The organism is Nostocoides sp. (assembly GCF_035343835.1).
In the GTDB taxonomy this organism is placed as follows: Bacteria; Actinomycetota; Actinomycetes; order Actinomycetales; family Dermatophilaceae; genus Nostocoides_A; species Nostocoides_A vanveenii.
Window position 1 is genome coordinate 1 of the sequence record NZ_DAOQZV010000032.1, and the last position, 20,596, is coordinate 20,596.

Annotated in this window: 19 protein-coding genes and 1 pseudogene; 10 read left to right on the plus strand and 10 right to left on the minus strand. The window is 68.6% G+C overall.

Annotation, left to right across the window (positions count from 1 at the left end; genetic code table 11):
- Positions 1-214 (plus strand): annotated as a pseudogene (locus PKH97_RS03980) (30S ribosomal protein S2); the annotation flags it as partial.
- 43 nt (positions 215-257) lie between these two features.
- On the plus strand, positions 258-1,088 hold the full coding sequence (gene tsf, locus PKH97_RS03985) for a translation elongation factor Ts (RefSeq protein ID WP_324386110.1): 831 nt from the start codon (positions 258-260) through the stop codon (positions 1,086-1,088).
- 71 nt (positions 1,089-1,159) lie between these two features.
- Here tsf and PKH97_RS03990 read toward each other — a convergent pair whose 3' ends face one another.
- Positions 1,160-1,645, minus strand: a complete 486-nt coding sequence (locus PKH97_RS03990; RefSeq protein ID WP_324386111.1) for a hypothetical protein — start codon at positions 1,643-1,645, stop codon at positions 1,160-1,162.
- Complete coding sequence (locus tag PKH97_RS03995) at positions 1,642-2,280, minus strand: TetR/AcrR family transcriptional regulator (RefSeq protein ID WP_324386112.1); 639 nt, start codon at positions 2,278-2,280, stop codon at positions 1,642-1,644. Before PKH97_RS03995 ends, PKH97_RS03990 begins: the two co-directional genes overlap by 4 nt.
- A gap of 152 nt (positions 2,281-2,432) precedes the next feature.
- On the opposite strand from PKH97_RS03995, the gene pyrH reads away from it, so the two are divergent.
- The 4 genes from pyrH (at position 2,433) to rlmN (ending at position 5,965) form a co-directional block, all read left to right on the plus strand.
- Positions 2,433-3,188, plus strand: a complete 756-nt coding sequence (gene pyrH, locus PKH97_RS04000; RefSeq protein ID WP_324386113.1) for a UMP kinase — start codon at positions 2,433-2,435, stop codon at positions 3,186-3,188.
- Between the two features lie 91 nt (positions 3,189-3,279).
- On the plus strand, positions 3,280-3,837 hold the full coding sequence (gene frr / locus PKH97_RS04005) for a ribosome recycling factor (RefSeq protein WP_324386114.1): 558 nt from the start codon (positions 3,280-3,282) through the stop codon (positions 3,835-3,837).
- A 14-nt stretch (positions 3,838-3,851) separates the two neighbouring features.
- The gene (locus tag PKH97_RS04010; RefSeq protein WP_324386115.1) at positions 3,852-4,733 is read left to right on the plus strand and encodes a phosphatidate cytidylyltransferase; all 882 of its coding nucleotides are present in this window, start codon (positions 3,852-3,854) and stop codon (positions 4,731-4,733) included.
- Complete coding sequence (gene rlmN / locus PKH97_RS04015) at positions 4,730-5,965, plus strand: 23S rRNA (adenine(2503)-C(2))-methyltransferase RlmN (RefSeq protein WP_324386116.1); 1,236 nt, start codon at positions 4,730-4,732, stop codon at positions 5,963-5,965. Before PKH97_RS04010 ends, rlmN begins: the two co-directional genes overlap by 4 nt.
- 4 nt (positions 5,966-5,969) lie before the next feature.
- On the opposite strand, the gene PKH97_RS04020 is transcribed toward rlmN, so the two are convergent.
- The gene (locus tag PKH97_RS04020) at positions 5,970-7,145 is read right to left on the minus strand and encodes a hypothetical protein (RefSeq protein WP_324386117.1); all 1,176 of its coding nucleotides are present in this window, start codon (positions 7,143-7,145) and stop codon (positions 5,970-5,972) included.
- A gap of 685 nt (positions 7,146-7,830) precedes the next feature.
- Between PKH97_RS04020 and PKH97_RS04025 the strand changes: the two genes are divergently transcribed.
- A complete protein-coding gene (locus tag PKH97_RS04025) occupies positions 7,831-9,237 on the plus strand; it encodes a glycine--tRNA ligase (RefSeq protein ID WP_324386118.1) in 1,407 nt (468 codons plus the stop codon).
- Between the two features lie 5 nt (positions 9,238-9,242).
- On the plus strand, positions 9,243-10,067 hold the full coding sequence (locus tag PKH97_RS04030) for a transglutaminase family protein (RefSeq protein ID WP_324386119.1): 825 nt from the start codon (positions 9,243-9,245) through the stop codon (positions 10,065-10,067).
- On the opposite strand, the gene PKH97_RS04035 is transcribed toward PKH97_RS04030, so the two are convergent.
- Positions 10,060-11,010 (minus strand): transglutaminase family protein, encoded by a 951-nt coding sequence (locus PKH97_RS04035; protein WP_324386120.1) that lies wholly within the window; start codon positions 11,008-11,010, stop codon positions 10,060-10,062. The two genes, PKH97_RS04030 and PKH97_RS04035, sit on opposite strands and share 8 nt — an antisense overlap.
- A complete protein-coding gene (locus tag PKH97_RS04040) occupies positions 11,010-13,463 on the minus strand; it encodes a circularly permuted type 2 ATP-grasp protein (RefSeq protein ID WP_324386121.1) in 2,454 nt (817 codons plus the stop codon). Before PKH97_RS04040 ends, PKH97_RS04035 begins: the two co-directional genes overlap by 1 nt.
- Positions 13,464-13,628: 165 nt before the next feature.
- Between PKH97_RS04040 and PKH97_RS04045 the strand changes: the two genes are divergently transcribed.
- Both PKH97_RS04045 and ppk2 read left to right on the plus strand, forming a co-directional pair.
- Positions 13,629-14,819 (plus strand): hypothetical protein, encoded by a 1,191-nt coding sequence (locus tag PKH97_RS04045; protein WP_324386122.1) that lies wholly within the window; start codon positions 13,629-13,631, stop codon positions 14,817-14,819.
- A gap of 30 nt (positions 14,820-14,849) precedes the next feature.
- On the plus strand, positions 14,850-15,737 hold the full coding sequence (ppk2, locus tag PKH97_RS04050) for a polyphosphate kinase 2 (RefSeq protein ID WP_324386123.1): 888 nt from the start codon (positions 14,850-14,852) through the stop codon (positions 15,735-15,737).
- A gap of 142 nt (positions 15,738-15,879) precedes the next feature.
- Here the strand turns inward: ppk2 and PKH97_RS04055 are convergent, their stop codons facing one another.
- The 5 genes from PKH97_RS04055 to PKH97_RS04075 form a co-directional block, all read right to left on the minus strand.
- Entirely contained in the window at positions 15,880-16,575 is a 696-nt protein-coding gene (locus tag PKH97_RS04055; RefSeq protein WP_324386124.1) for a VOC family protein, read from the minus strand.
- 59 nt (positions 16,576-16,634) lie between these two features.
- Positions 16,635-17,741: an LOG family protein gene (locus tag PKH97_RS04060; protein WP_324386125.1), complete on the minus strand. Its 1,107-nt coding sequence runs from the start codon at positions 17,739-17,741 to the stop codon at positions 16,635-16,637.
- Positions 17,742-17,747: 6 nt separating this feature from the next.
- Entirely contained in the window at positions 17,748-18,944 is a 1,197-nt protein-coding gene (locus tag PKH97_RS04065) for a crosslink repair DNA glycosylase YcaQ family protein (protein ID WP_324386126.1), read from the minus strand.
- Between the two features lie 132 nt (positions 18,945-19,076).
- Complete coding sequence (locus tag PKH97_RS04070) at positions 19,077-19,616, minus strand: Uma2 family endonuclease (RefSeq protein ID WP_324386127.1); 540 nt, start codon at positions 19,614-19,616, stop codon at positions 19,077-19,079.
- Positions 19,617-19,724: 108 nt separating this feature from the next.
- The coding region (locus tag PKH97_RS04075; protein ID WP_324386128.1) for an FAD-binding oxidoreductase at positions 19,725-20,596 on the minus strand (872 nt) is incomplete at its 5' end.

Sequence of the window (20,596 nt, forward strand, 5' to 3'; positions counted from 1 at the left end):
CGTCGCCGAGGACGAGCCGATGGCCGAGTGGGAGCGCGAGCTCCTCGGTGCCGACGCCGCTGCGGACGTCCCGGCTGCCGACGTCACGGTCGAGGCCGTCGCCGAGGTGACAGAGCCGGCCGACCCGGCACTCGGGGCCCCGGTCGAGGAGACCGCCGTTGTCGAGACCGAGGTCCCTGCGGCCACCGAGACCACCGACGCCGCCGACGCCTGATCGCGTCCCGGCAAACCAGCCACGAAGGAAGGCAAGCACATCCATGGCGAACTACACCGCCGCTGACATCAAGGCGCTGCGCGAGGCCACCGGCGCCGGCATGATGGACGTCAAGAAGGCCCTTGACGAGGCCGATGGCGACTCCGTGAAGGCCACCGAGATCCTGCGGATCAAGGGCCAGAAGGGCGTTACCAAGCGCGAAGGCCGCACCACCTCCAACGGCTTGGTCACCGCCGCCACCGATGGTGGCGTCGGCACCCTGGTCGAGGTCCTGTGCGAGACCGACTTCGTTGCCAAGGCCCCGCGCTTCATCGAGTTGGCCGACAAGGTGCTCGCGCAGGCCGTCAAGGTCGGCGCGACCGACGCCGACAGCCTGCTCGCCAGCACTCTGGAGGACGGCCAGACCGTTCAGGAGCTGCTCGATGAGGCCAACGCCACCATCGGCGAGAAGATCGAGGTCAAGCGCCTTGCTCGCATCGAGGGGCCGACCGTCGTCTCCTACCTGCACAAGACCAGCCCCGACCTGCCCGCGCAGATCGGCGTGCTGTTCGCGAGCGAGGGCGGCGACGATGCCGTGGCCCGCGATGTCGCCATGCACGTCGCGGCCTTCAGCCCGACGGTCATGACCCGCGAGGAGATCGACGCCGACGTCGTCGAGAACGAGCGTCGGGTCGCCGAGGCCACCGCACGCGAAGAGGGCAAGCCCGAGGCCGCCCTGCCCAAGATCATCGAGGGCCGCGTCAACGGCTACTTCAAGGAGAACGTCCTGCTCGAGCAGGCTTTCGCCAAGGACCCGAAGAAGTCGGTCGCCAAGGTGCTCGACGAGCACGGCGCTGCGGCGAAGCAGTTCGTCCGCTTCCGCGTCGGAGCCTGACTCTCGGGTCGCATCGCGACCCACGCACGCACGTATGCCGCGTACCCCCTCGGGTGCGCGGCATACGTGCGTCAGGGCATCGACGACGCGGGTGGTGAGCCCGGGGCGCGCATGTCGCGGACCAGGAAGATCGAACCGGTCGCCAGCGCAGCGCCGGCAAGCAGCAGCCAGCCCCAGGGCACGACCAGCTGCGTGCACGGATCGACGGTGACCGTCCCGTCCGCAGGCCCGGACGAGGCTGTGCCTGAACATGATTCGGCGCTGACCCGGCGCATATTCCAGGCCACCCAGAGCAGCAACACTCCGGCGCCGATCGGTGTGCCGGCTCGGGCATGCGGTTGGGCCTTGATGAGCAGCACCGCCAGCAATCCCAGTGTGATCGGCGCGACGAAGATGCCGATCGTGAGGATGCCGAAAATGCTCAGGGGCGCCAACACGCCGAGGAGAATCCACCCGGCCAGCGCGAGTGGAGCGAAGCGCGACTCCACCGCCGGGAGTCGGCCCCCGGCATCCGGCGGAACGGCGGGCATTGAGGCCGATCCGGGCAGGGTGGTCATGGCGACTCCTTGGGTTCGCGTCGGCGGGTGAGCACCTCCAGCACTGCCAGGCCGCCGGCGGCCTGGTCGAGGATCCGCGCCGGCGTCTCGCGGTCGCCGGAGGTATGCGCGAGCAGCTCCAGCCCGAGGATTCCGGCCACGACGGTGTGCGCGACGTCCGGCACGGGTGCCAGGGACGACAAGGGCCCGGGCGGCAGCAGCCGGGCCATCGCAGCCTGCGCGAACTCCTGCCAGATCGCCAGGCGCTCGGACACCTGCTGCGCCAGTCCCGGGACCAACCGGGCCCCCGCGAGCATCTCCACCAGCACGGCAACGTCCCCGGACGCCAGGTCGGTGGCGATGATGTCCGCCGCGGCCCCGAGCAGATCGTCGGCGCTGGCGGAATCCGCGACGAGGGCCTGATACGCGGCCAACCGGCGCTGGGAGACCGCGTCCAGCGCGGCGAGCAGAACCCCGCTCACCGACCCGAAGTGATAGAAGACCAGGCTCTGCTGGCAGTTCGCCCGTCGGGCGATCTCCCGGGCACTGGCCCCCGCGAAACCGACCTCGCGCAGCGCGTCCGTTGCGGCCGCCACCAGGGCCGCTCGGGTAGCGTCCCCCGACCGGCCCCCACTTTTGCCCCCACTCTTGGCCATCACCGTCACCTCTTGAGCGAATAATTAGAGCATTTGCTCAATAACTCTATCCTGCCACGTGCGCGGCGGGAAGGTCCCCCGATGATGTGCGAAAATCGAGCCGATCCGGCGACGACCACCGTTCTCGCCCCCTGCCTTCCCGAGGAGCCTGCGTGACCACGATCGTGTCCGAGCCCCAGACCGCCGATCCCCTCCACCGGGCCTACCGCCGGGTGCTGCTCAAACTTTCCGGTGAGGTCTTCGGCGGCGGCCGCATCGGCCTGGCGCCCGAGGTTGTCCGAGGCATCGCACGGCAGATCGCCGAAGCCGTCCGCGAGGGTGTCCAGGTGGCCGTCGTCATCGGCGGTGGCAACTTCTTCCGCGGCGCCGAACTCCAGCAGCAGGGCATGGACCGGGCCCGCGCGGACTACATGGGCATGCTCGGCACCGTCATGAACTGCCTTGCGCTGCAGGACTTCCTGGAGAAGGAAGGCATCGACACCCGCGTCCAGACCGCCATCACCATGGGCCAGGTCGCCGAGCCCTACATCCCGAGGCGCGCCATCCGTCACCTCGAGAAGGGGCGTGTCGTGATCTTCGGTGCCGGCGCCGGTATGCCGTATTTCTCCACCGACACGGTCAGCGCGCAGCGGGCGCTCGAGATCAAGTGCGATGCGGTGTTGATGAGCAAGAACGGTGTCGACGGGGTTTACGACGCCGACCCCCGCACCAACCCGGACGCACAGAAGTTCGACAAGGTGACCTACCGCGAGGCGCTGCAGCGTGGCCTGAAGGTCGTCGACGCCACCTCCTTCAGCCTGTGCATGGAGAACGGCATCGACATGGTCGTCTTCGGCATGGAGGGTGCCGGCAATATCAGCCGGGCCGTGCGTGGCGAGCGCATCGGCACGTTGGTCTGCGCCGACTGACCCCCACGCGTTCCCCGCGACCCCACTCGTGCGTGCGGGTGCCACACTTGACCGAGCGCCCGCGCGTCCGCATGACCACAAGGAGCCCCACATGATCGACGAGACCCTCTTCGAAGCCGAGGAGAAGATGGACAAGGCCATCGACGTCCTCCGCGAGGATTTCGCCGGGATTCGCACCGGGCGTGTCCAACCCGCGATGTTCGCCAAGGTCCTCGTGGACTATTACGGCGCCCCCACGCCGCTGCAGCAACTGGCGTCCTTCTCCACCCCGGAGGCGCGCGTCCTGCTGATCTCGCCCTTCGACAAGGGATCGATGCACAACATCGAAAAGGCCTTGCGGGACAGCGACTTCGGGGCCAACCCGAGCAATGACGGCAACGTCATCCGGATCGTGGTCCCCGAGCTGACCCAGGAGCGGCGCAAGGAGTACACCAAGATCGCGCACCGCAAGGCCGAGGACGCGAAGGTCTCCATCCGCAATATTCGCCGGCACGCCATGCAGGAACTCGACAAGCTCGTCAAGGACGGCGAGGTGGGCGAGGACGAAGGCAAGCGCGGGGAGAAGGAGCTCGAGGTCTCGACCAAGAAGTATGTCGATCAGGTCGATGTGATGCTCAAGCACAAGGAAGCCGAACTCCTCGAAGTCTGAGCGCATCACTGCCCATGACCACGCCGCCCGACCCGTCCGGGAGCACCGCCACCCCGGCGATCGCCCCCGCGCCCGCGCCCAATCCGCACGGGCGCGCCGGGCGCAATCTGGCCCAGGCGATCGGTGTCGGCGTCGGTCTCGGCGCGATGATCCTGCTCAGCCTCTTCCTGGCCAAGGACTCCTTCGCCGTCATCATCGCCCTGGCGATGATCGTCGGTGTCTGGGAACTCGTGCGTGCCCTCGCCGTCAAGCAGATCATCGTCCCGATCGTCCCGGTGGCCGTGGGCGCCGCCGGCATGATCTTCGCCGCTCACCAGCGCGGCCCGGAGCCGCTCGTTGTCGTCTTCGGCCTTACCTGCACCGCGGTGGCCGTATGGCGGGTCATCGACCCGCGCCCCGGCGCGGGTCGCGATATCGCCGGCGGGATCTTCACCGCCTTCTATCCCTGTCTGCTCGGCGGCTTCGCCGCCATGATGCTCGCCGCCGACGACGGGCGCGCCCGGATCATCACCTTCATCCTCGTCACCGTCTGCTCCGATATCGGCGGGTATGTCGCGGGCGTGCTCTTCGGCAGGCACCCGATGGCGCCGAAGATCAGCCCGAAGAAGTCCTGGGAAGGCTTCGCCGGCTCCGTTCTCTTCTGCGCCATCGCCGGCTCCGCGTGCATCGCCTTCCTCTTCGACAAGCCGTGGTGGATCGGGATCCCGCTCGGCGTCCTGGTCGCGATGTGCGCGACGATCGGTGACCTGATGGAGTCGGTGATCAAGCGCGATCTCGGCGTCAAGGACATGAGCAATCTGCTGCCCGGGCATGGCGGCCTGATGGACCGGCTGGACTCATTGCTCGTGTGTTCGCCGGTCGTCTGGGCCGTCCTGCACTACCTGGTGGCGGCGTGACCGCGACCGACAAGCCCGCGCCCGGCCAGCTCATCCTGGCCGCTCCTCGCCGGGGCAAACCCCCTCGCCACCTCGCCGATCTCGACCCGGCCGAGCGCAAGCTCGCCGTCGAAGCACTGGGGCACAAGGGATTCCGCGCCAAGCAACTCTCGACCCACTACTTCGAGCGGCTCACCCTCGACCCGGAGTCGATGACCGACCTGCCCAAGGCGATCCGTTCCGGCCTGGTCGCCGACCTGCTCCCGACCCTGCTGACCCCGGTGCGCACCCTGAGCGCCGACGGCGGCGCCACCCTCAAGCACGTCTGGCGGCTGCATGACGGGGCGCTCGTCGAGTCGGTGCTCATGCGCTACCCCAAGCGGGTGACGATCTGCATCTCCAGCCAGGCAGGGTGCGGCATGAACTGCCCCTTCTGCGCGACCGGACAAGCGGGGCTGACCCGCAATATGAGCACCGCCGAGATCGTCGAGCAGGTTGTCGCCGCGGCTCGTGCCCTGCGCGCAGCGGCCCTCCCGGCGGCACCCGGTCCCGCCCAGTTGCCGGCCGGTGACCCGGGCGCGTCCGAGGGTCTCGGCCCGCCGGCCGACCTCGGTGCCGAGGCGGACGACACCGGCGGGGACACGGCATACGGCAGTCGGGTCACCAATGTCGTCTTCATGGGGATGGGGGAGGCGCTGGCGAACTACAAGGCGGCGATCGGAGCGATCCGGCGACTGACCGACCCCGCGCCGGACGGGCTGGGGATGAGCGCGCGCGGCATCACCATGTCGACCGTCGGCCTGGTGCCGGGCATCGACAAGCTTGCGGCGGAAGGGATTCCGGTCACTCTGGCGCTCTCCCTCCACGCGCCCGACGACGAACTCCGAGACGAACTCGTGCCGATCAACACCCGGTGGCAGGTCGATGAGGCGATCGACGCGGCATACCGCTATTTCGAGGCGACCGGGCGCCGGGTGAGCATCGAATACGCCCTCATCCGCGATATCAACGACCAGTCCTGGCGCGCTGATCTGTTGGGAGAGAAGCTCAATGCCCGCGGTCGCGGCTGGGTGCACGTCAACCCCATCCCGCTCAACCCGACCCCCGGTTCGAAGTGGACCGCGTCGCGACCCGGGGTCGAGCAGCAGTTCGTCGAGCGGCTGCGGGCGCACGGCATACCCACCACCGTGCGTGACACTCGCGGCTCGGATATCGACGGCGCGTGCGGCCAGCTTGCCGCCGCCACCGCCTGACGCGCTATCGCTGGCTGATCAGCGTGCTCGTGCCCGTGCGCCGGTCCCAGACTCTGATCTGGTTCCGGGTGCTCGGCGCCCCGCTCGTGTCGATATAGGCCACGGACAAGCCGTCGTCGGAGACCGCGGGTTCTTTGCCGGGAGCGACGATCGTGGTTTGCCCATCGTTGCCGATCCGGTGCACCTGGCCCGCGCAATCGCGCACCACGGCCTTGCCCCATCCGGAGACGTCACGCCCACAGTCCGCGTCGATCCGGACGGTGAATGACGGATAGCCGGCAGGCCGGGTCACCAGGACCTGCTCCGACAGCATCCCGTCGTGCAGCACCGGAGCAAAGCCGTCGTTGAGGGCGTAGACCTGGGGGTAGCCGCGGGACGCCTCGGGGTCGTCGCACTTCGTCGCCTTGACCACGGACCTGCCGGTGCCAGCACTCCAGACCCAGGCCTGGCCGCAGTAGTGACCAGGGAAAGCCGGGTCGGCGTAGAACGTCGAGAAGGTAGAGATCTGGCCGTTGGGCGAGATGTCGGCAAAGACGCCGTAGTCGTTGTCGAGATCCTGAGTCGACGGGACTGCTTCAGTGATCCTTTTCAGGGCGCCGGCGGCCATGTCACGAAGGAAGACGTCGCCGGGCCGATTGTCGCCGGCCACCAGGTTGGACGCGGTGGTGGCGAAGACGATCCGGTTGCCGTCGGCGCTCACGCGCACAGTGTCTGCGGCGGCATTGGCCTGGGCCCCCGCGGCCGAGGTGTTGATCCGGACCAGCCGGCCGGTGGCCAGGTCCTTGCGGTAGGCGTCGACCTTGCCGTTGGTGTCACCGGGCACGAGATTGCTTGCGGCGGAAAGGAAGACGACATAGCGGCCCTCCCAGCTGACTGACGGGCGGGAACTGTCCGCATTCGCCTGAGCCCCTCCAGACGTGACCGAGACCCGCTTCGTGGTGTTGGCGACGCGGTCGCGGATGAAGATGTCGGCCTTGCCGTTGGTGTCCCCCGAGACCAAGTTCGTCGCTACGGAGCGAAAGACGACATAGCGCCCGGTCGTGCTGACCGCGGCCTGTGAGGAGGCCCCGTTGCCGGGGGTCCCGGCGGGGGAATCGGCAACCGCGGGCGCGGCCATTGCCGAGACGGCGGCCAGCAGGCCCCCGGCGCCGATGGCGATTAGGAATGTGCGGCGGTGCATGGTTTCCCTAGCTGACGTTCTCAACAAAACTGCCCAAGCACGGCGTCGCTGGCGGGGCAAGCAGGCCGTGCGGGACGGATTGGGAGGGCTCTGGCTGCACGGTTAACTTCCGTCTTTCATGGGTGAGTGTGTGACACACGCCTGATTTGCACCAAAGTGCCTGTCCTGCAACGAGATAATCGTGTTTGCGAGACTGGATTTCCTCGAGCGGGAAGGCACTTGGTAGGTGAAGGGTACATCGTGGTCGACAGGGTTGGGTGTTTCTGGTGACGGGGCGGGCGTGATCGCCCACGCGGGCAGTGTCGCGGTGCGGCTGCTGGCTGCTCAGGTCGGGTTGACCAAGACGCTCTCGAGGGCGCTGGTGCGGCGCGGGTTCGTCCCGGGGCATGATCGTGGCCGGGTGGTGGTGGACGTGGCCACGATGCTGGTCGCTGGGGGGAAGCGATCGCGGATATCGACACCCTGCGCCACCAGGAGCAGGTGCTTGGGCCGGTCGCATCGCCGGCGACGGTGTGGCGGGCCTTGGACGAACTGGCCGAGACCCCGCAAAGCGGGTCGCGGCGGCGCGGGCCACGACCCGGGCGCGGGTGTGGGGGTTGCTGCCCGGCGGGCTGCCTGCCGCGCGAGTAGCCGACACCACGCTGCCGAAGGATCTGGTGGTGTTGGATGTCTTAACCTTGCCGGCATGGCCAAGGAGATCTCCACCGTCGACACCGTCGTCAACCTCTGCAAGCGCAGGGGCTTCGTCTTCCCCTCCGGTGAGATCTATGGCGGCACCCGATCCGCGTGGGACTACGGCCCCCTTGGTGTGGAGTTGAAGGAGAACATCAAGCGCCAATGGTGGAAGACCATGGTGCACGGCCGCGACGACATCGTCGGGCTCGACTCCTCGATCATCCTGCCGCGGCAGGTCTGGGTGGCCAGCGGTCACGTCGGCGAGTTCACCGACCCGCTCACCGAGTGCCTCTCCTGCCACAAGCGCTTTCGCCTCGACCATATGCAGGAGGCGATCGCTGACCGCGAGGCCAAGAAGGGCAAGGAGGTCGACCCCGACAGCATCCCGCTCGGTGAAATCGCCTGCCCGAACTGTGGCACCCGGGGCCAGTGGACCGAGCCGCGGGCCTTCAACATGATGCTCAAGACCTACCTGGGCGTCGTCGATGACGAGTCGGGTCTGCACTTCCTGCGCCCGGAGACCGCACAGGGCATCTTCGTCAACTACAAGAACGTCGAGCAGTCGGCCCGGATGAAGCCGCCCTTCGGGATCGCCCAGACGGGCAAGAGCTTCCGCAACGAGATCACGCCGGGCAACTTCATCTTCCGCACCCGTGAGTTCGAGCAGATGGAGATGGAGTTCTTCGTCCCGCCGGGCACGGACGAGGAATGGCATCAGTACTGGATCGATGAGCGGACCCGCTGGTATGTCGACCTCGGCATCCGCCCGGAGAACCTGCGTCACTACGAGCACCCGGCCGAGAAGCTCTCGCACTACTCCAAACGCACCGTCGACATCGAATACCGCTTCAACTTCACCGGGAGCGAGTGGGGCGAGCTCGAAGGCATCGCCAACCGGACCGCCTTCGACCTCGGCACACACAGCACGCACAGCGGTGCCGACCTGTCCTACTTCGACCAAGCCACGGGCGAGCGCTATCTGCCCTATGTCATCGAGCCGGCGGCCGGTCTATCCCGCTCACTGATGACTTTCCTGGTCGATGCCTATGCCGAGGATGAGGCTCCGAACACCAAGGGCGGCGTCGATGTGCGCACCGTCCTGCGGCTCGATAAGCGGCTCGCGCCGGTCAAGGCGGCGGTGCTGCCGCTCTCGCGACACGCCGATCTGTCGCCCAAGGCCCGCGACCTCGCCGCCACCTTGCGCAAGCACTGGAATATCGACTTCGACGACGCGCAAGCCATCGGCCGGCGCTACCGGCGCCAGGATGAGATCGGCACCCCTTACTGCATCACTGTCGACTTCGACACCCTCGAGGATCACGCGGTGACCATCCGTGATCGCGACACCATGGCGCAGGAGCGTGTGAGTCTTGACCAGGTCGAGGCCTACCTCGGCGCCCGGCTCGTCGGCTGCTGACGGCCATGACGACGACCTCCTCCAGCAGGCGCGTCTGCGCGCACATCGAGTTGCAGGTGACCGAGGTCGCCGACCTCGTGCTGTCGATCGCGGTGGCAACCGACGCCGTCGACGCAACCGAGCAACTGACCGTCATCTCCGATGGACAGGCGCTACCCGCGGAGGCGATCGAGGAGATCGTCGCAACGGACGGCACCCGCCTGCACCGCCTGGCCGCCGCCCCTGTCGGGCAGTTGGTGGTCGACTACACCGCCACCGTGGCCCCGGGTGCGTCCGAGCGCCCCGTCTCGCCCCTGGAAGCGATCGTTTTCACTCGGCCCAGCCGCTACTGCGATTCGGATCGCCTCGCCGCCGTGACCGCCACCCACTTCGGCGGCCTGGCCGGTGCGGAACTCGTTGCCGCCGTTACCGATTGGGTCTACACCCAGATCGCCTACACTCCCGGAAGCAGTCAGGTCACCGACGGTGCCCTCGAGGCCTACCTCTCCCGCACGGGCGTATGCCGTGACATGGCCCAGTTGGTCGTCACCTTCCTGCGTGCCAGCGGTATGCCGGCGCGGCTGGTCTCGGTGTATGCGCCCGGCCTGAGTCCGATGGACTTCCACGCCGTGGCCGAGGTCGCACTGGACGGGACGTGGCGAGTAATCGACGCCACCCGGCTCGCGCCGCGCGCGTCGATGGTGCGCATCGCCACCGGCCGCGACGCGGCCGACACGGCCTTCCTCACCGTCAACGCCGGTCGTGCCGACCTTGTGACGATGTCGGTCTTCGCCGTCGCCGACCCGGACCTGCCCGTCGAGGACGCAGCGGCGGTCGTGTCGCTCAGCTAGGTTCGGGTGCCGGCGAGGTCTCGGGATTGCTACTCGTCATCCGCAGGACGTCGACGCCGACTGTCAGGGTCGAGCGGATGGGGGCATCGGCATAGATGACGCCCTTCAGGGGCGAGACATCGCGGAAGTCCCGCCCCCAGGCCGTGACCAGATAACGCGAGTCGGCGAGGTGGCCATTGGTCGGGTCGAGGTCGACCCAGGTGCCGCCGGGCGTCAGCACGGACACCCAGGCGTGCGTCGCGTCGGCCCCCTCCAGGCGGGGGCGACCGGGCGCGGGGGTGGTCTCCAGATAACCACTGACATATCGGGCAGGGAGCCCGAGTGAGCGCAAGCAGGCAAGGGTCAGGTGCGTGAAGTCCTGACAGACGCCGGCCCGCAGGTCGAGCAAATCCGGCAAGGTTGTGGTGACTTTCGTTGCGCCCGAACGGAAGTCGAAGTCCTCGAAGACGCCCATCATGATCGCGTCGAGCGCGACGCCCAGTGGTTGTTCCGGGTCCAGATGCTTGCGGGCGTAGGCAACGATCACCGGTTCGGCCGTCACCAGCGCCGAAGGCAGGCTGTAGGTCGCGAGCGTCACCGCATCAACTCCGCCGCGGCGCAGGTCGGCGATCGCGCTCCGCACGGTCCAGCGGTCGAGCGCGGTGAGATCCACGCGCGGCCAGGCCACGTCGAGCACGCTCTCTTTCACCACGTCAAGATCCGTTGTCGGAGTGCGAATCTCGACATAGAAGCTTCTATTGCCCAGCCAATCGGCATGCTCGACAACAAGATCGGGCTCGGGAGTCACCGTGACCGTGTGTTCTACCAGGGTCTGGGTCGCCGTCTGCCGGGGCCCGAGGAAGCCTCGCTCGTAGCAGGCGTCGACGGGCTCGTCATACGCGTAATGCGTGCGGTGTCGCACGCGGTAGCGCCGGGGCTCGAAGTCGGCGTCGGTCTGTGTCATCAGCGGGCCCCGACCGTTCGTTGGGTGGGCAGCGCGCGTGGGCGGGCCGCACGCGCAAAGTGCTTGCGGGACAAGGCCGCCGACACGGCATACAGCTCGCGCGTCAGGTTGTTGAGGCGATCGGTCACCGCCGGCCGGTCGCCCGACGCCAGCTCGACGACGTCCACCGAACGCAAGCGCGCAAGCGTGGAGCCGATCGCCGCCGCCAACTCCGCGTCGCCGACCACGCCCAGGGCACACTCCAGCCGGCCGAGGGAGAAGGCGACGGAGCGCGGGTTGTGTTCGTCCGTCAGCAGAAGGGCGATCGCCGACTGTGCGGGTATCGCCGGACCTTGGCCGGAGAGCGTTCGCCGGCGGTGGGTGATGATGCTGGCACCGACGTCGAGCACCGACTCCGCGAGCTGCCCGTCGATGATGAAGGGGTGTGCACGGCCGACCGTTTGCCGCAGCAGTCCGATGGTGGCCACAGCGCGTTCGAGCCGGGCCCCGGCCTCGATATACCCCCAGGACTCGTCGCGGACCATCGATTCGGCGACGATTCCGGCTACGGCAAGGGTCGACTCCAGGACGTCGAAGAGCTGGTGCTGCAGTTGCTCGGACGCGGGCGTCTCGATCGCGATGGTGCGTTCCAGCCGGGCGAGGACGTGCCACAGGTCGTACGGCACGTTGTCGCGGACTTCCTGAGCGGCCGCGACGAGGCGGCTCGCGGCATACGCGATCGTGCCGCGGCGGCCGGCTTCGGCGAGCACCCGGCGGACATACGTCTCCGATGCCTCGGGCTCGCGGCGCTCGATGCGGGTCAGCGCCGCGAGGGCATCGAGCAGGGCCGCCATGGTGGCATGCCCCGTCGTGCCCGGGCGCCCCGCGTAGTCCTCGACCAAGTCGTCGGCCACACGCAGCAGCCGCGTGGTGCCGTCCGCGCGCTCGCAGTAGCGGCCCACCCAAAAGAGGTTCTCGGCCACGCGGGGCGGGAAGGTGTGCCGGCGCACGAGTGCGGGCAGGGCGAGCTCGCCCTCGGGGGCGCGAGTGGCCTCCGCCCGCGCGGGTTCGTCGGGTGCCAAGACCCACACGTCCTTGGCGATGGTGGCCTCGAAGCTCGGCATCACAAAGGCGTCCGCGTCCTTGGCGACCCGCGCGAGGCCGCCGGGGAGCAGGTCATACCCGTTCGGGGTCGCGACGCCGAACGTGCGGAGCACGAAGTGGCGCGATTCCAACCCGGTCGGCGTGACGACGGTCGTCTCGGATGCCCGGAGCGCGTCCTGCGCGGCCCAGGCCCACGGGGCCGCCTCGATCCGGGCGGCGAGTTCGCTGCGACGGGCAGCGCTCAGTTGCCACCCACACAGCGTCACCGTCGGCTGATCGTGCCCGAAGCGCTTGAAGATCAGCGTGTCCAGACCCGCTAGGGCATGCCGGCGACCCGCCTCGTCACCGCACCACCACGTCGGGGCGGATGTCAGGAGCAGGTCCTCGCCGAGCAGATCGCGGGCCAGCGCGGGCAGATAGGGGAGCAGGCCCGGGTTGTCCAGCACCTCGGCACCGATCGGGTTGGCCACACCGACCATCCGGCGCCGCGTCGCCTCGAGAAGTCCCGGTATGCCGCGCTCGGACGACCGCAGATCCAACGGGTCCGCCTCGCGAGCCAGCACCCGGCGGTAGATCACGTCGACCGCTTCATGCCGGTCGCCCGCAGTGATGACGACGCGCCCGTCGCGCATCGTCAGGTCCTCGGCGATGGCGAGCGGCACGCCCAGCAGCGTGGCGAGGAATCCGTGCTCGTATGCCGTGTCGCTGTCCGTCCCGGCTGACAGCAGCACCGCCTTGGTCGGCCCGTCCCCGTGCGGGTCGAGGCGCTGTAAGGCTGCGGTCATGGTGTGGAAGAAGCCGCGCATCCGAGCGAGCGTGACCTCCCGGTGCAGGCCGGCCATGACGCGCGTGGTGATGCGCCGGGTGGCCATGGCGTAGCCCGCGCCGATCGGCAGCCCGGACCGGTCGGCCAGCACATGCCATTCGCCGTCGGCATGCTGGCCGAGGTCGGCGCCGGTCAGGACGAGTTGATGCGGCCCGGCCTGGTGCAGGCCGTCCGCCTGGGGCACAAAACCGGGATGGCCCAGGACGACCTCGGGAGGGATCAGTCCCCGGTGCAACAGGGCGCGGCCGTTGTAGAGGTCGGTGAGGATCAGATCGAGCAGCCGGGCGCGTTGCTCGAGCCCCGCGTGCAGTCGCGCCCATTGAGCCGATCCGATGACGATCGGCAGCGGATCGATAGCCCAGTTCCGCCCTTGCGTATGCCAGCGTGGATCGTCCGCGGGGAACTCGCCGGGGGCTGTCGGGCTGGCCATCGCGCCGAAGCGGATGCCGTCGTCCTGGATTTGGCGGCGCGCCTCGGCGCGCGCGGCGAGCAGGCCCTTGAGCCCGAGATCGGCGACTGCCGCCGCCACCGGGTCGCTCGTCACGCCGCCACCTTAGAGGACCGGCCACCGGCCGCCCTCGAGTGGATAGGTCGGCAGGGGGAGCCGCCAGACGCCACGCTCGGCACGTCGTGCCGGCGGGGCGTAGCGGACGTACGCCGCTGCCGCCCGGTGTTTGCGCGCGTGGTGAGCGGACGCTTACCCTGACTTATGCGTTTGCGAGTCCTGGCCGGTGCGCTGGCCACCCTGATCGTCCTGGCCGGCTGTGGAGGAGACCCCGGCGCGCTGCCGCGGGCGGACGGGCACGGGCATACGTCCGCGGCGGCACCCTCCAGTGCGGCGAGCGCGACGACGGGGTCGAGCAGCACACCGACGACCGCGCCGGTCGCCCTGCGCTCGGGGGAGCGCTTCGTCGAGTTGCGAATGCCCCATGCCTACACCCCGAAGGCACCGACCGTCGGCACCGACGAGTACCGCTGCTTCCTGCTCGACCCGAAGATCACCAAAGACGCGGTGATCACCGGCACTGACTTCCTCCCCGCGAATCCGCAACTGGTCCACCACGTCATCCTCTACAAAGTCGACCCGGAGGATGTCGCGGCCGCCAAGGCCAAGGACTCGGCCGATCCCGGCGACGGGTGGACCTGCTTCGGCGGCACCGGTCTCGGCGGGGGCGCCGGTCAGAACATCTGGCGTGCGCCCTGGCTCGGCGCGTGGGCTCCCGGCGGCACCGAGAAGGTCGCCGAGAAGGGCATCGGCACACCCCTGCCCAAGGGCAGCCAGATCGTCATGCAGATCCACTACAACCTGATCAACGGCACCGGTCCGGACCAGAGCGCCGCGAAGCTGCGGATCGCCACCGACAACGGCTCCTACAACTACCTCTACACGCGTCTGCTGCCCGCACCCGTGGAGATGCCCTGCCGCACCGGCGTCGCGAACAAGCTGTGTGCGCGGGATGCGGCGATGGCCGATAACATCGCGCGCTTCGGGGCCGAGGCGAAGACCGCCGACCTGCTGCACATCCTCTGCGGCGCCGGGCCGGTCGGCCCAACTCAGTCGTGTACCACGACCGCCGGCGAGAAGATGGTCGTGCGTGCGCTCTCGGGCCACATGCACTTGCTCGGCCGGGCCATCTCCGTGGTCGCCAACAAGGGCACACCGCGCGCGAAGACCCTGCTCGACATCACCAACTGGGACTTCGACAACCAGGGCTCGATCCCATTGGACACCCCCACTACGCTGAACCCGAAGGACACGCTCACGGTCACCTGCACCCACGACCAGTCACTGCGCGACAAGCTCCCCGCCTTCAAGGGGACGACGGAGCGCTATGTGATGTGGGGAGAGGGCACGACCGACGAGATGTGTCTCGGGATCGTGTTGTTCACCAAGTCCTGACCGCGGTCGGGGGAAGGGCAGGTCGGGCGAATGTCGAAGCAGGACAAGCACAATCTCCCCCCCGAGGGCGCCGACGATATCGGTGAGTTCATCACGAAGGCGGGCGGTGGCGGCACCGGTAACCCGGCTGACTACAAGAAGGACGGGCGACTGCGCAGTGACGTCTACGAAGCCGAGATGGAGCGACTGCAGGAGCAACTGGTCCTGTTGCAGTACTGGATCCAGTCGCAAGGATTGAAGGTCCTGGTCATCTTCGAAGGCCGCGGGTCCGCCGGCAAGGGTGGCGTCATCAAGCGCATCACCGAGCGCACCAGCCCACGCACCGTCCGCGTCGTCGCGCTCCCGAAGCCGACCGAGCGGCAGCGCACGCAGTGGTATTTCCAGCGGTATGTCGAGCATCTCCCCGCCGCGGGCGAGATGGTGCTCTTCGACCGGTCCTGGTACAACCGATCCAATGTCGAATGGGTGATGGGCTACTGCACCGAGGAGGAACATTCGGAGTTCCTGCGCAGCTGCCCCGAGTTCGAGCGGATGCTCGTTCGCTCCGGGATCAAGGTCATCAAATACTGGTTCTCGGTCTCCTTCGAAGAGCAACGCGCCCGCTTCGAGGCCCGCAACGCCGAGCCCCTCAAGCGGTGGAAGCTCTCCGACATGGACCTCGCCGAGCACGAGCTGTATGTGAAGTACTCGATGGCCAAGGACAACACCTTCCAATACACCGACATCAAGCAGGCGCCCTGGTATGTCGTGCCGTCCGATGACAAGAAGGCGGCGCGCCTGAACTGCATCAATCACCTGTTGAGCCAGTTCGAATACGAAGACGTGGCGCCCGAGGTCATCCAACTGCCCGAGATGAAGCAGATGCCGTATGTCCGCCCGCCGATCCAGGACCAGACCTTCGTGGAGCAGCGGTTCTGAGTTCTCTGGATTCCGCTCCTCAGCGCGGAGCTCGATCGGCTCGTTCCTCGCCGCTCGACACCGCTTGATCGTCGCGGAATCGGTCGGGGATGGTGAGGTTCCGCCGCTGGCTCACCTGAGTCTCAGCGCGGAGCTCGATCGCCTAGGGCTCGGCGGGGAGGGCGACGCACAGGACGCCCTTGTTGCCATCGCGGTCGGCGATGACGATCAGGCCAGGGGCGTCGCTGTCGTCGACGATGGTCCCGCCGGCAGCGAGCACGGCAGCAAGACGGTCACCCGCTACCTCGGCCGGCACGTAGACCTCGACGTGGAAACGCTGACCATGCTCGGGCGGCGCCTCGCCGAACCACAGGTTCGGTGACCGTCCGCTGTCGTCGCGAACTTCATCGCTCGGGGTGCCGCGGCCCTGGGCGTCCGCGCTCCCGGCCAACAGGGCTGCCCAAAACGGTGCGATGGCCGCCGAGTCGGCCGTGTCAAGTCCCAGCTCGACCACACTCACCGCCCCCGGATCGGCCGCGAGGCCATGCTCGGCAGCGATCTCGGTAATCCGGCGCGCAAGGTCGATGTCTTGCGCCGTCACCCATTCGACGACGTGCTCGGTGCCCTCGTCGTCGCGATAGATGGCGTCGTCGCTGCTCAACTTCAGATCGACATATCCCGGCCCCATCGCCACCCGCGGGTGATGGCCGAGCGCGTCGCTCGCGTCTCCCACCGCGGCCACGAAGTGCGCCCCCGTCCCGAAGTCCGCAACCCGGTAGCGTGCGTGCAGCCCCTGTGCCAGTTTGCGCCAATCGGTCAGCTTTGCCTCGCGGATCGCTCCGCCCCCCAGCAGGTCCATACCCACGCACCTTAGCGTCGCGCCGCTGTCGGCGGGGCCGCTCGGCCCCCCGGCATCTGCTACTGCATGAGGGCGAGCGCCTGGTCGAGATCGTCCACTACGGCGATGCGCCCCGCCATCGGCCGCCCGGCGGCGAGCGCCCGAAGGGCCGGCCAGACCGGGATGGTCTCGGTCCAATGACGTCGGCCGACGAGCACGAGCGGCGGTGGAGGATCGGCGGAGTAGTAGGCCCGCGTCGCCACTTGGAAGATCTCCTGAACGGTTCCGGCTGCGCCGGGCAGGACCAAGACTCCGTCCCCGGCGAGAGCGAGCAGTGCATCCTCGCGCAGGGCATTGGAGAAGAACTTGGCGATCCCCTCACCGAAGACATTGGGCGGCTCGTGCCCATAGAACCACGTCGGTATGCCGAGGCTCCTGCCCCGCTCCTCGCCCACCGGCCGCGTCTCGATCACCTTCCGCGCGCGCAAACCGGCCAGGGCCCACGCGCGAACGTCAGCGAAACCCGGGACCTCGGCGACGATCGTGAGCGCCTCGGCCAAGTCGCGCGAATCACGCGCTGCCGCACCGAGATTGGCGGCTTCCATGGCCCCCGGTCCACCGCCCGTCGCGACGACCAATCCGCGACCGGCGAGCTCGAAACCAAGGCGAGCGGCCTCGGCATACGCGCTCGTTCCGCGGGAGAGGGCGTGGCCGCCCATGACACCGATGACGCGGTGGCCGTCGACGAACTCGGCGAGGGCGTCGGCGATGGAGTCGTCGTGGATCGCCTGCAGCAGCGCACTGAAGACGTCCGGGTGCGCGCGTCCTTGTTGATACCAGCCGTATGCCCGCGCGTCCGGGGTAGCGTCGTAGCCGGCCTCGAGCTCGGCATAGAGCTCGTCGGCGGTGTAGAGCCGGGCACGGTAGGGCCGGATCGGCGCGGCATGCGGGTCGTCGGGGAAGATGATCGCGCCCTGGGCGCGCAAGTGTGCGTCCAAGGCGGGGGACAGGTGTCCGCCCAGCACGACCATCTGGTCGAGGTCGCGCCGGTCATCGAGGCCGCGATACTCGCGCAGGTCGAGATCCTGCAGGCGCAACCGGGCCGGAGGAAGACCCGCTGCGAGCGCGTCGTCGAGGGCCGCCAAGGACTCGATCTCGATGCCGGCGGGCGGGACGTGTGCGGTCATCGCGGATCAACCGGCGAGGGAGCGCAGGGCGGCGAGGCGCGGCGCTCGGGAGGCCGGGCTGTCCAGGCTCATCCCACGGTTGTCGCCGAGGTCATCGCGGATGAAGGCCTCGGTGACACGGACCGCGTCGAGGGTCGATGTGGTCTGGGCCGCAGTGAGTTTCGTGATCGGTGCCCAGACGACTTCCTCGGTCCCGGGGTCGTAGTCGCACAGCCCGATCAGTCGGCCGCGGTCGACGATCCCTTGATGTGGCAAGTCCGTCAGGGTGCCACCGGCCGTGCGTGCCGGCGTGCGCAAGGGGTGATCTCGGTCGGCGGCGTCGGTGACGCCGTCCAGGTCACGACGCAACAGCACCAGGCCGTCCAGCCACCCGATGAGCGCGATCTGCGAAGTGGCGGGCACGGCATACGTTCTCAGTTCGGCGAGAGTCGCGGGGGTGGCGAGCAGGTCCGTGCCGGCGAGCGGATGGAGCTCAAGGCCGGCGATGGCGGCCTTCGCCGCGGCGAGGGTGACGCCGCTGAACCAGCGGAAATGCGCCAGGCTCGCGACGCCGATCCAGTCCCAATAGCGCGAGGCGAGTTCGGCGCGGGCGGCGTGGACGTCCCCAGGCCAGACGGGTGCGTCCGGCCATGGGACATAGCGGAAGCGCTGCTGATCCAGCCGTCCGTCGACAGGGACGCGCCGGATTCGGCTGCGTGTCTGAAGGAGGCCGAGGGCGAGCGGCAAGGTTGTCGCGATGCCCTTCTTCTTGCCCGCATCGCCAAGCGACCGCACCCGGTCGCCGAGCGCCCTGCGCAGGCCGGCTGGGTCGAGGGGAGCCGAAAATAACTGCGTAAGAACGGCATCCGCCAAGTCATCGACCTCAGCGCGCGTGACGCCCAGCTTCTCCGCGGTGCGCAGCTCGGCGGTGCTGCTGGCGCCACCACCGATCACGGACGCCAGCGCGAAGTCGCGAGCGGGCAAGACATACGTGCAATCGCGCGCCGACGGCAACTCGTGGATGGCGAGTGCGGCGACCGCCGCGTCGGCCTCGGCGCGCCGCACGCCGGCCCGGGAGAAGAGCGTCAGATAGGGAGTCGTCCCGCCGACCGAGCGCGCCCAACCGGCACGCTCCAAGACCTGGGCGGGCGTTGCGCCGGCGAGGGAGCCATCAAGGCCTTGGCGGTGACTCCAATAGGCCCGCAGCGTCGCGTCATCGACCATGGCCGGCAGTCTAGGTCGGCGCTTCGTGCAGAAGTCGGCGCTCTGTGCAGGGGGCCGACGGTTCGTGCCGCCGAACCGAACACGACCCGCCGACCGCTACCAAAGGGCCGGCGCTGAACGGACGGGCGGGGCTCAGCGGCGCAGCCGGGCGGGAGTGATCGTGACCGGGTAGGGAACCATGGCGCCCCAGGATTCCTCGCCGGACACATCGGCGACCTGGGCGTATCCGCCCTCCCGCAACTCCCAGGCGATCAGGCGCGGGTCGATTGGATCGACCACCCAGTAGCTGGGACAGCCCGCGCGCTCATAGCGGGCCTTCTTGAGGTTGAGGTCGATCAATCGCGTACTGGGCGAGAGAATCTCGACGGCCAGCGCTGGACGGAGCGGATCGTCCTCGTTGGCGAAGTTGGCTCGTGTGACCACCAAGATGTCGGGTTGGAGCACCGTCCGGCGTGAGTACCTGACGTCCATCGGAGCCGTGATAACTCTGAGGTCGTCTGGACAGGACACCGTCAGGGCGAAGGCGAGCTCGGCACTGACGCCTTGGTGCCAGCGCGAGGGCGACGGAGTCACGAGGAGGCACCCGTCGATGAGCTCATAGCGGTGGCCGTCGTCGGGGAGGTCCGCCAGATCGTCCGCGGTCAACTCCCGCCCCCAAGGCAATGTGGTCACGACACCCATGGTGCCTCACTCTCAGTTCGTTGTGACCCATGAATCCCATCCTGATCCCGCGATGACGATACGGCCAGGGCACTCCAGACTGCCTGTGGATAACGTTGATCAGTGGCCAGTCAGGCGGGCTAACAGCGACCCCGACCGGGCCGGGTGCCCGGTGATCGACTCCTCGGCATCGGCCAGCCCGGCCAGGCGCAGCCCGGCATTCACGCCGAACCACCGCCACGGCTCCGGCTCCCAGTCGGGCGAGTGATGCCCCACCCAAGGCAGGGCGGTCAACACGGTCCGCCGGCCCAGCACCAGATCGGCGAGCGTGCGCCCGGCGAGATTGGTCGCGGCCACGCCATCGCCGACATAGCCACCGGCCCAGCCGACACGCGCTCCCGGGTCATAACCCACCGACGGATGCCAGTCGCGGGGGATCCCCAGCGGGCCACCCCACGCGTGCGTGAAGCGGACCTCGCCCAGCTGCGGGAACAACTCCCGCACCGTATTCCGCAACAACCGGAAGACTCGCTCGTCACCGTCGAAGCCCGGCCGGATCGCCGACCCGAAGTGATAGGGCGCGCCGCGCCCGCCGAAGACCAGCCGGTCATCCGTCGACCGCTGCCCGTAGACGATCACGTGCCGATAGTCACTGAAGACCTCACGCCGCGCGAGACCCACACTCTCCCAGACGGATTGGCTCAAGGGCTCGGTGGCGACGATCAGCGAGTACACCGGTGCCAAGCGCCGTCCGAGCCGAGGCAGTGACGCTGTATAGGCTTCAGTTGCCCGTAGCACGTGCCCGGCCCGCACGACCCGTCCGTCCGCCAGCACCACCCGTCCGGCAGCAGCGTCCACGACGCGCATCCCCTCCACGATCACGCCGCCGCGTCGGCGCACGGCCGCGGCCAAGCCTTCGATCAGAGCGCGCGGTTGGACGCGAGCGCAATGCGGATTCCACGTGGCACCATCGACGCCCGTGGCCGCCAGCC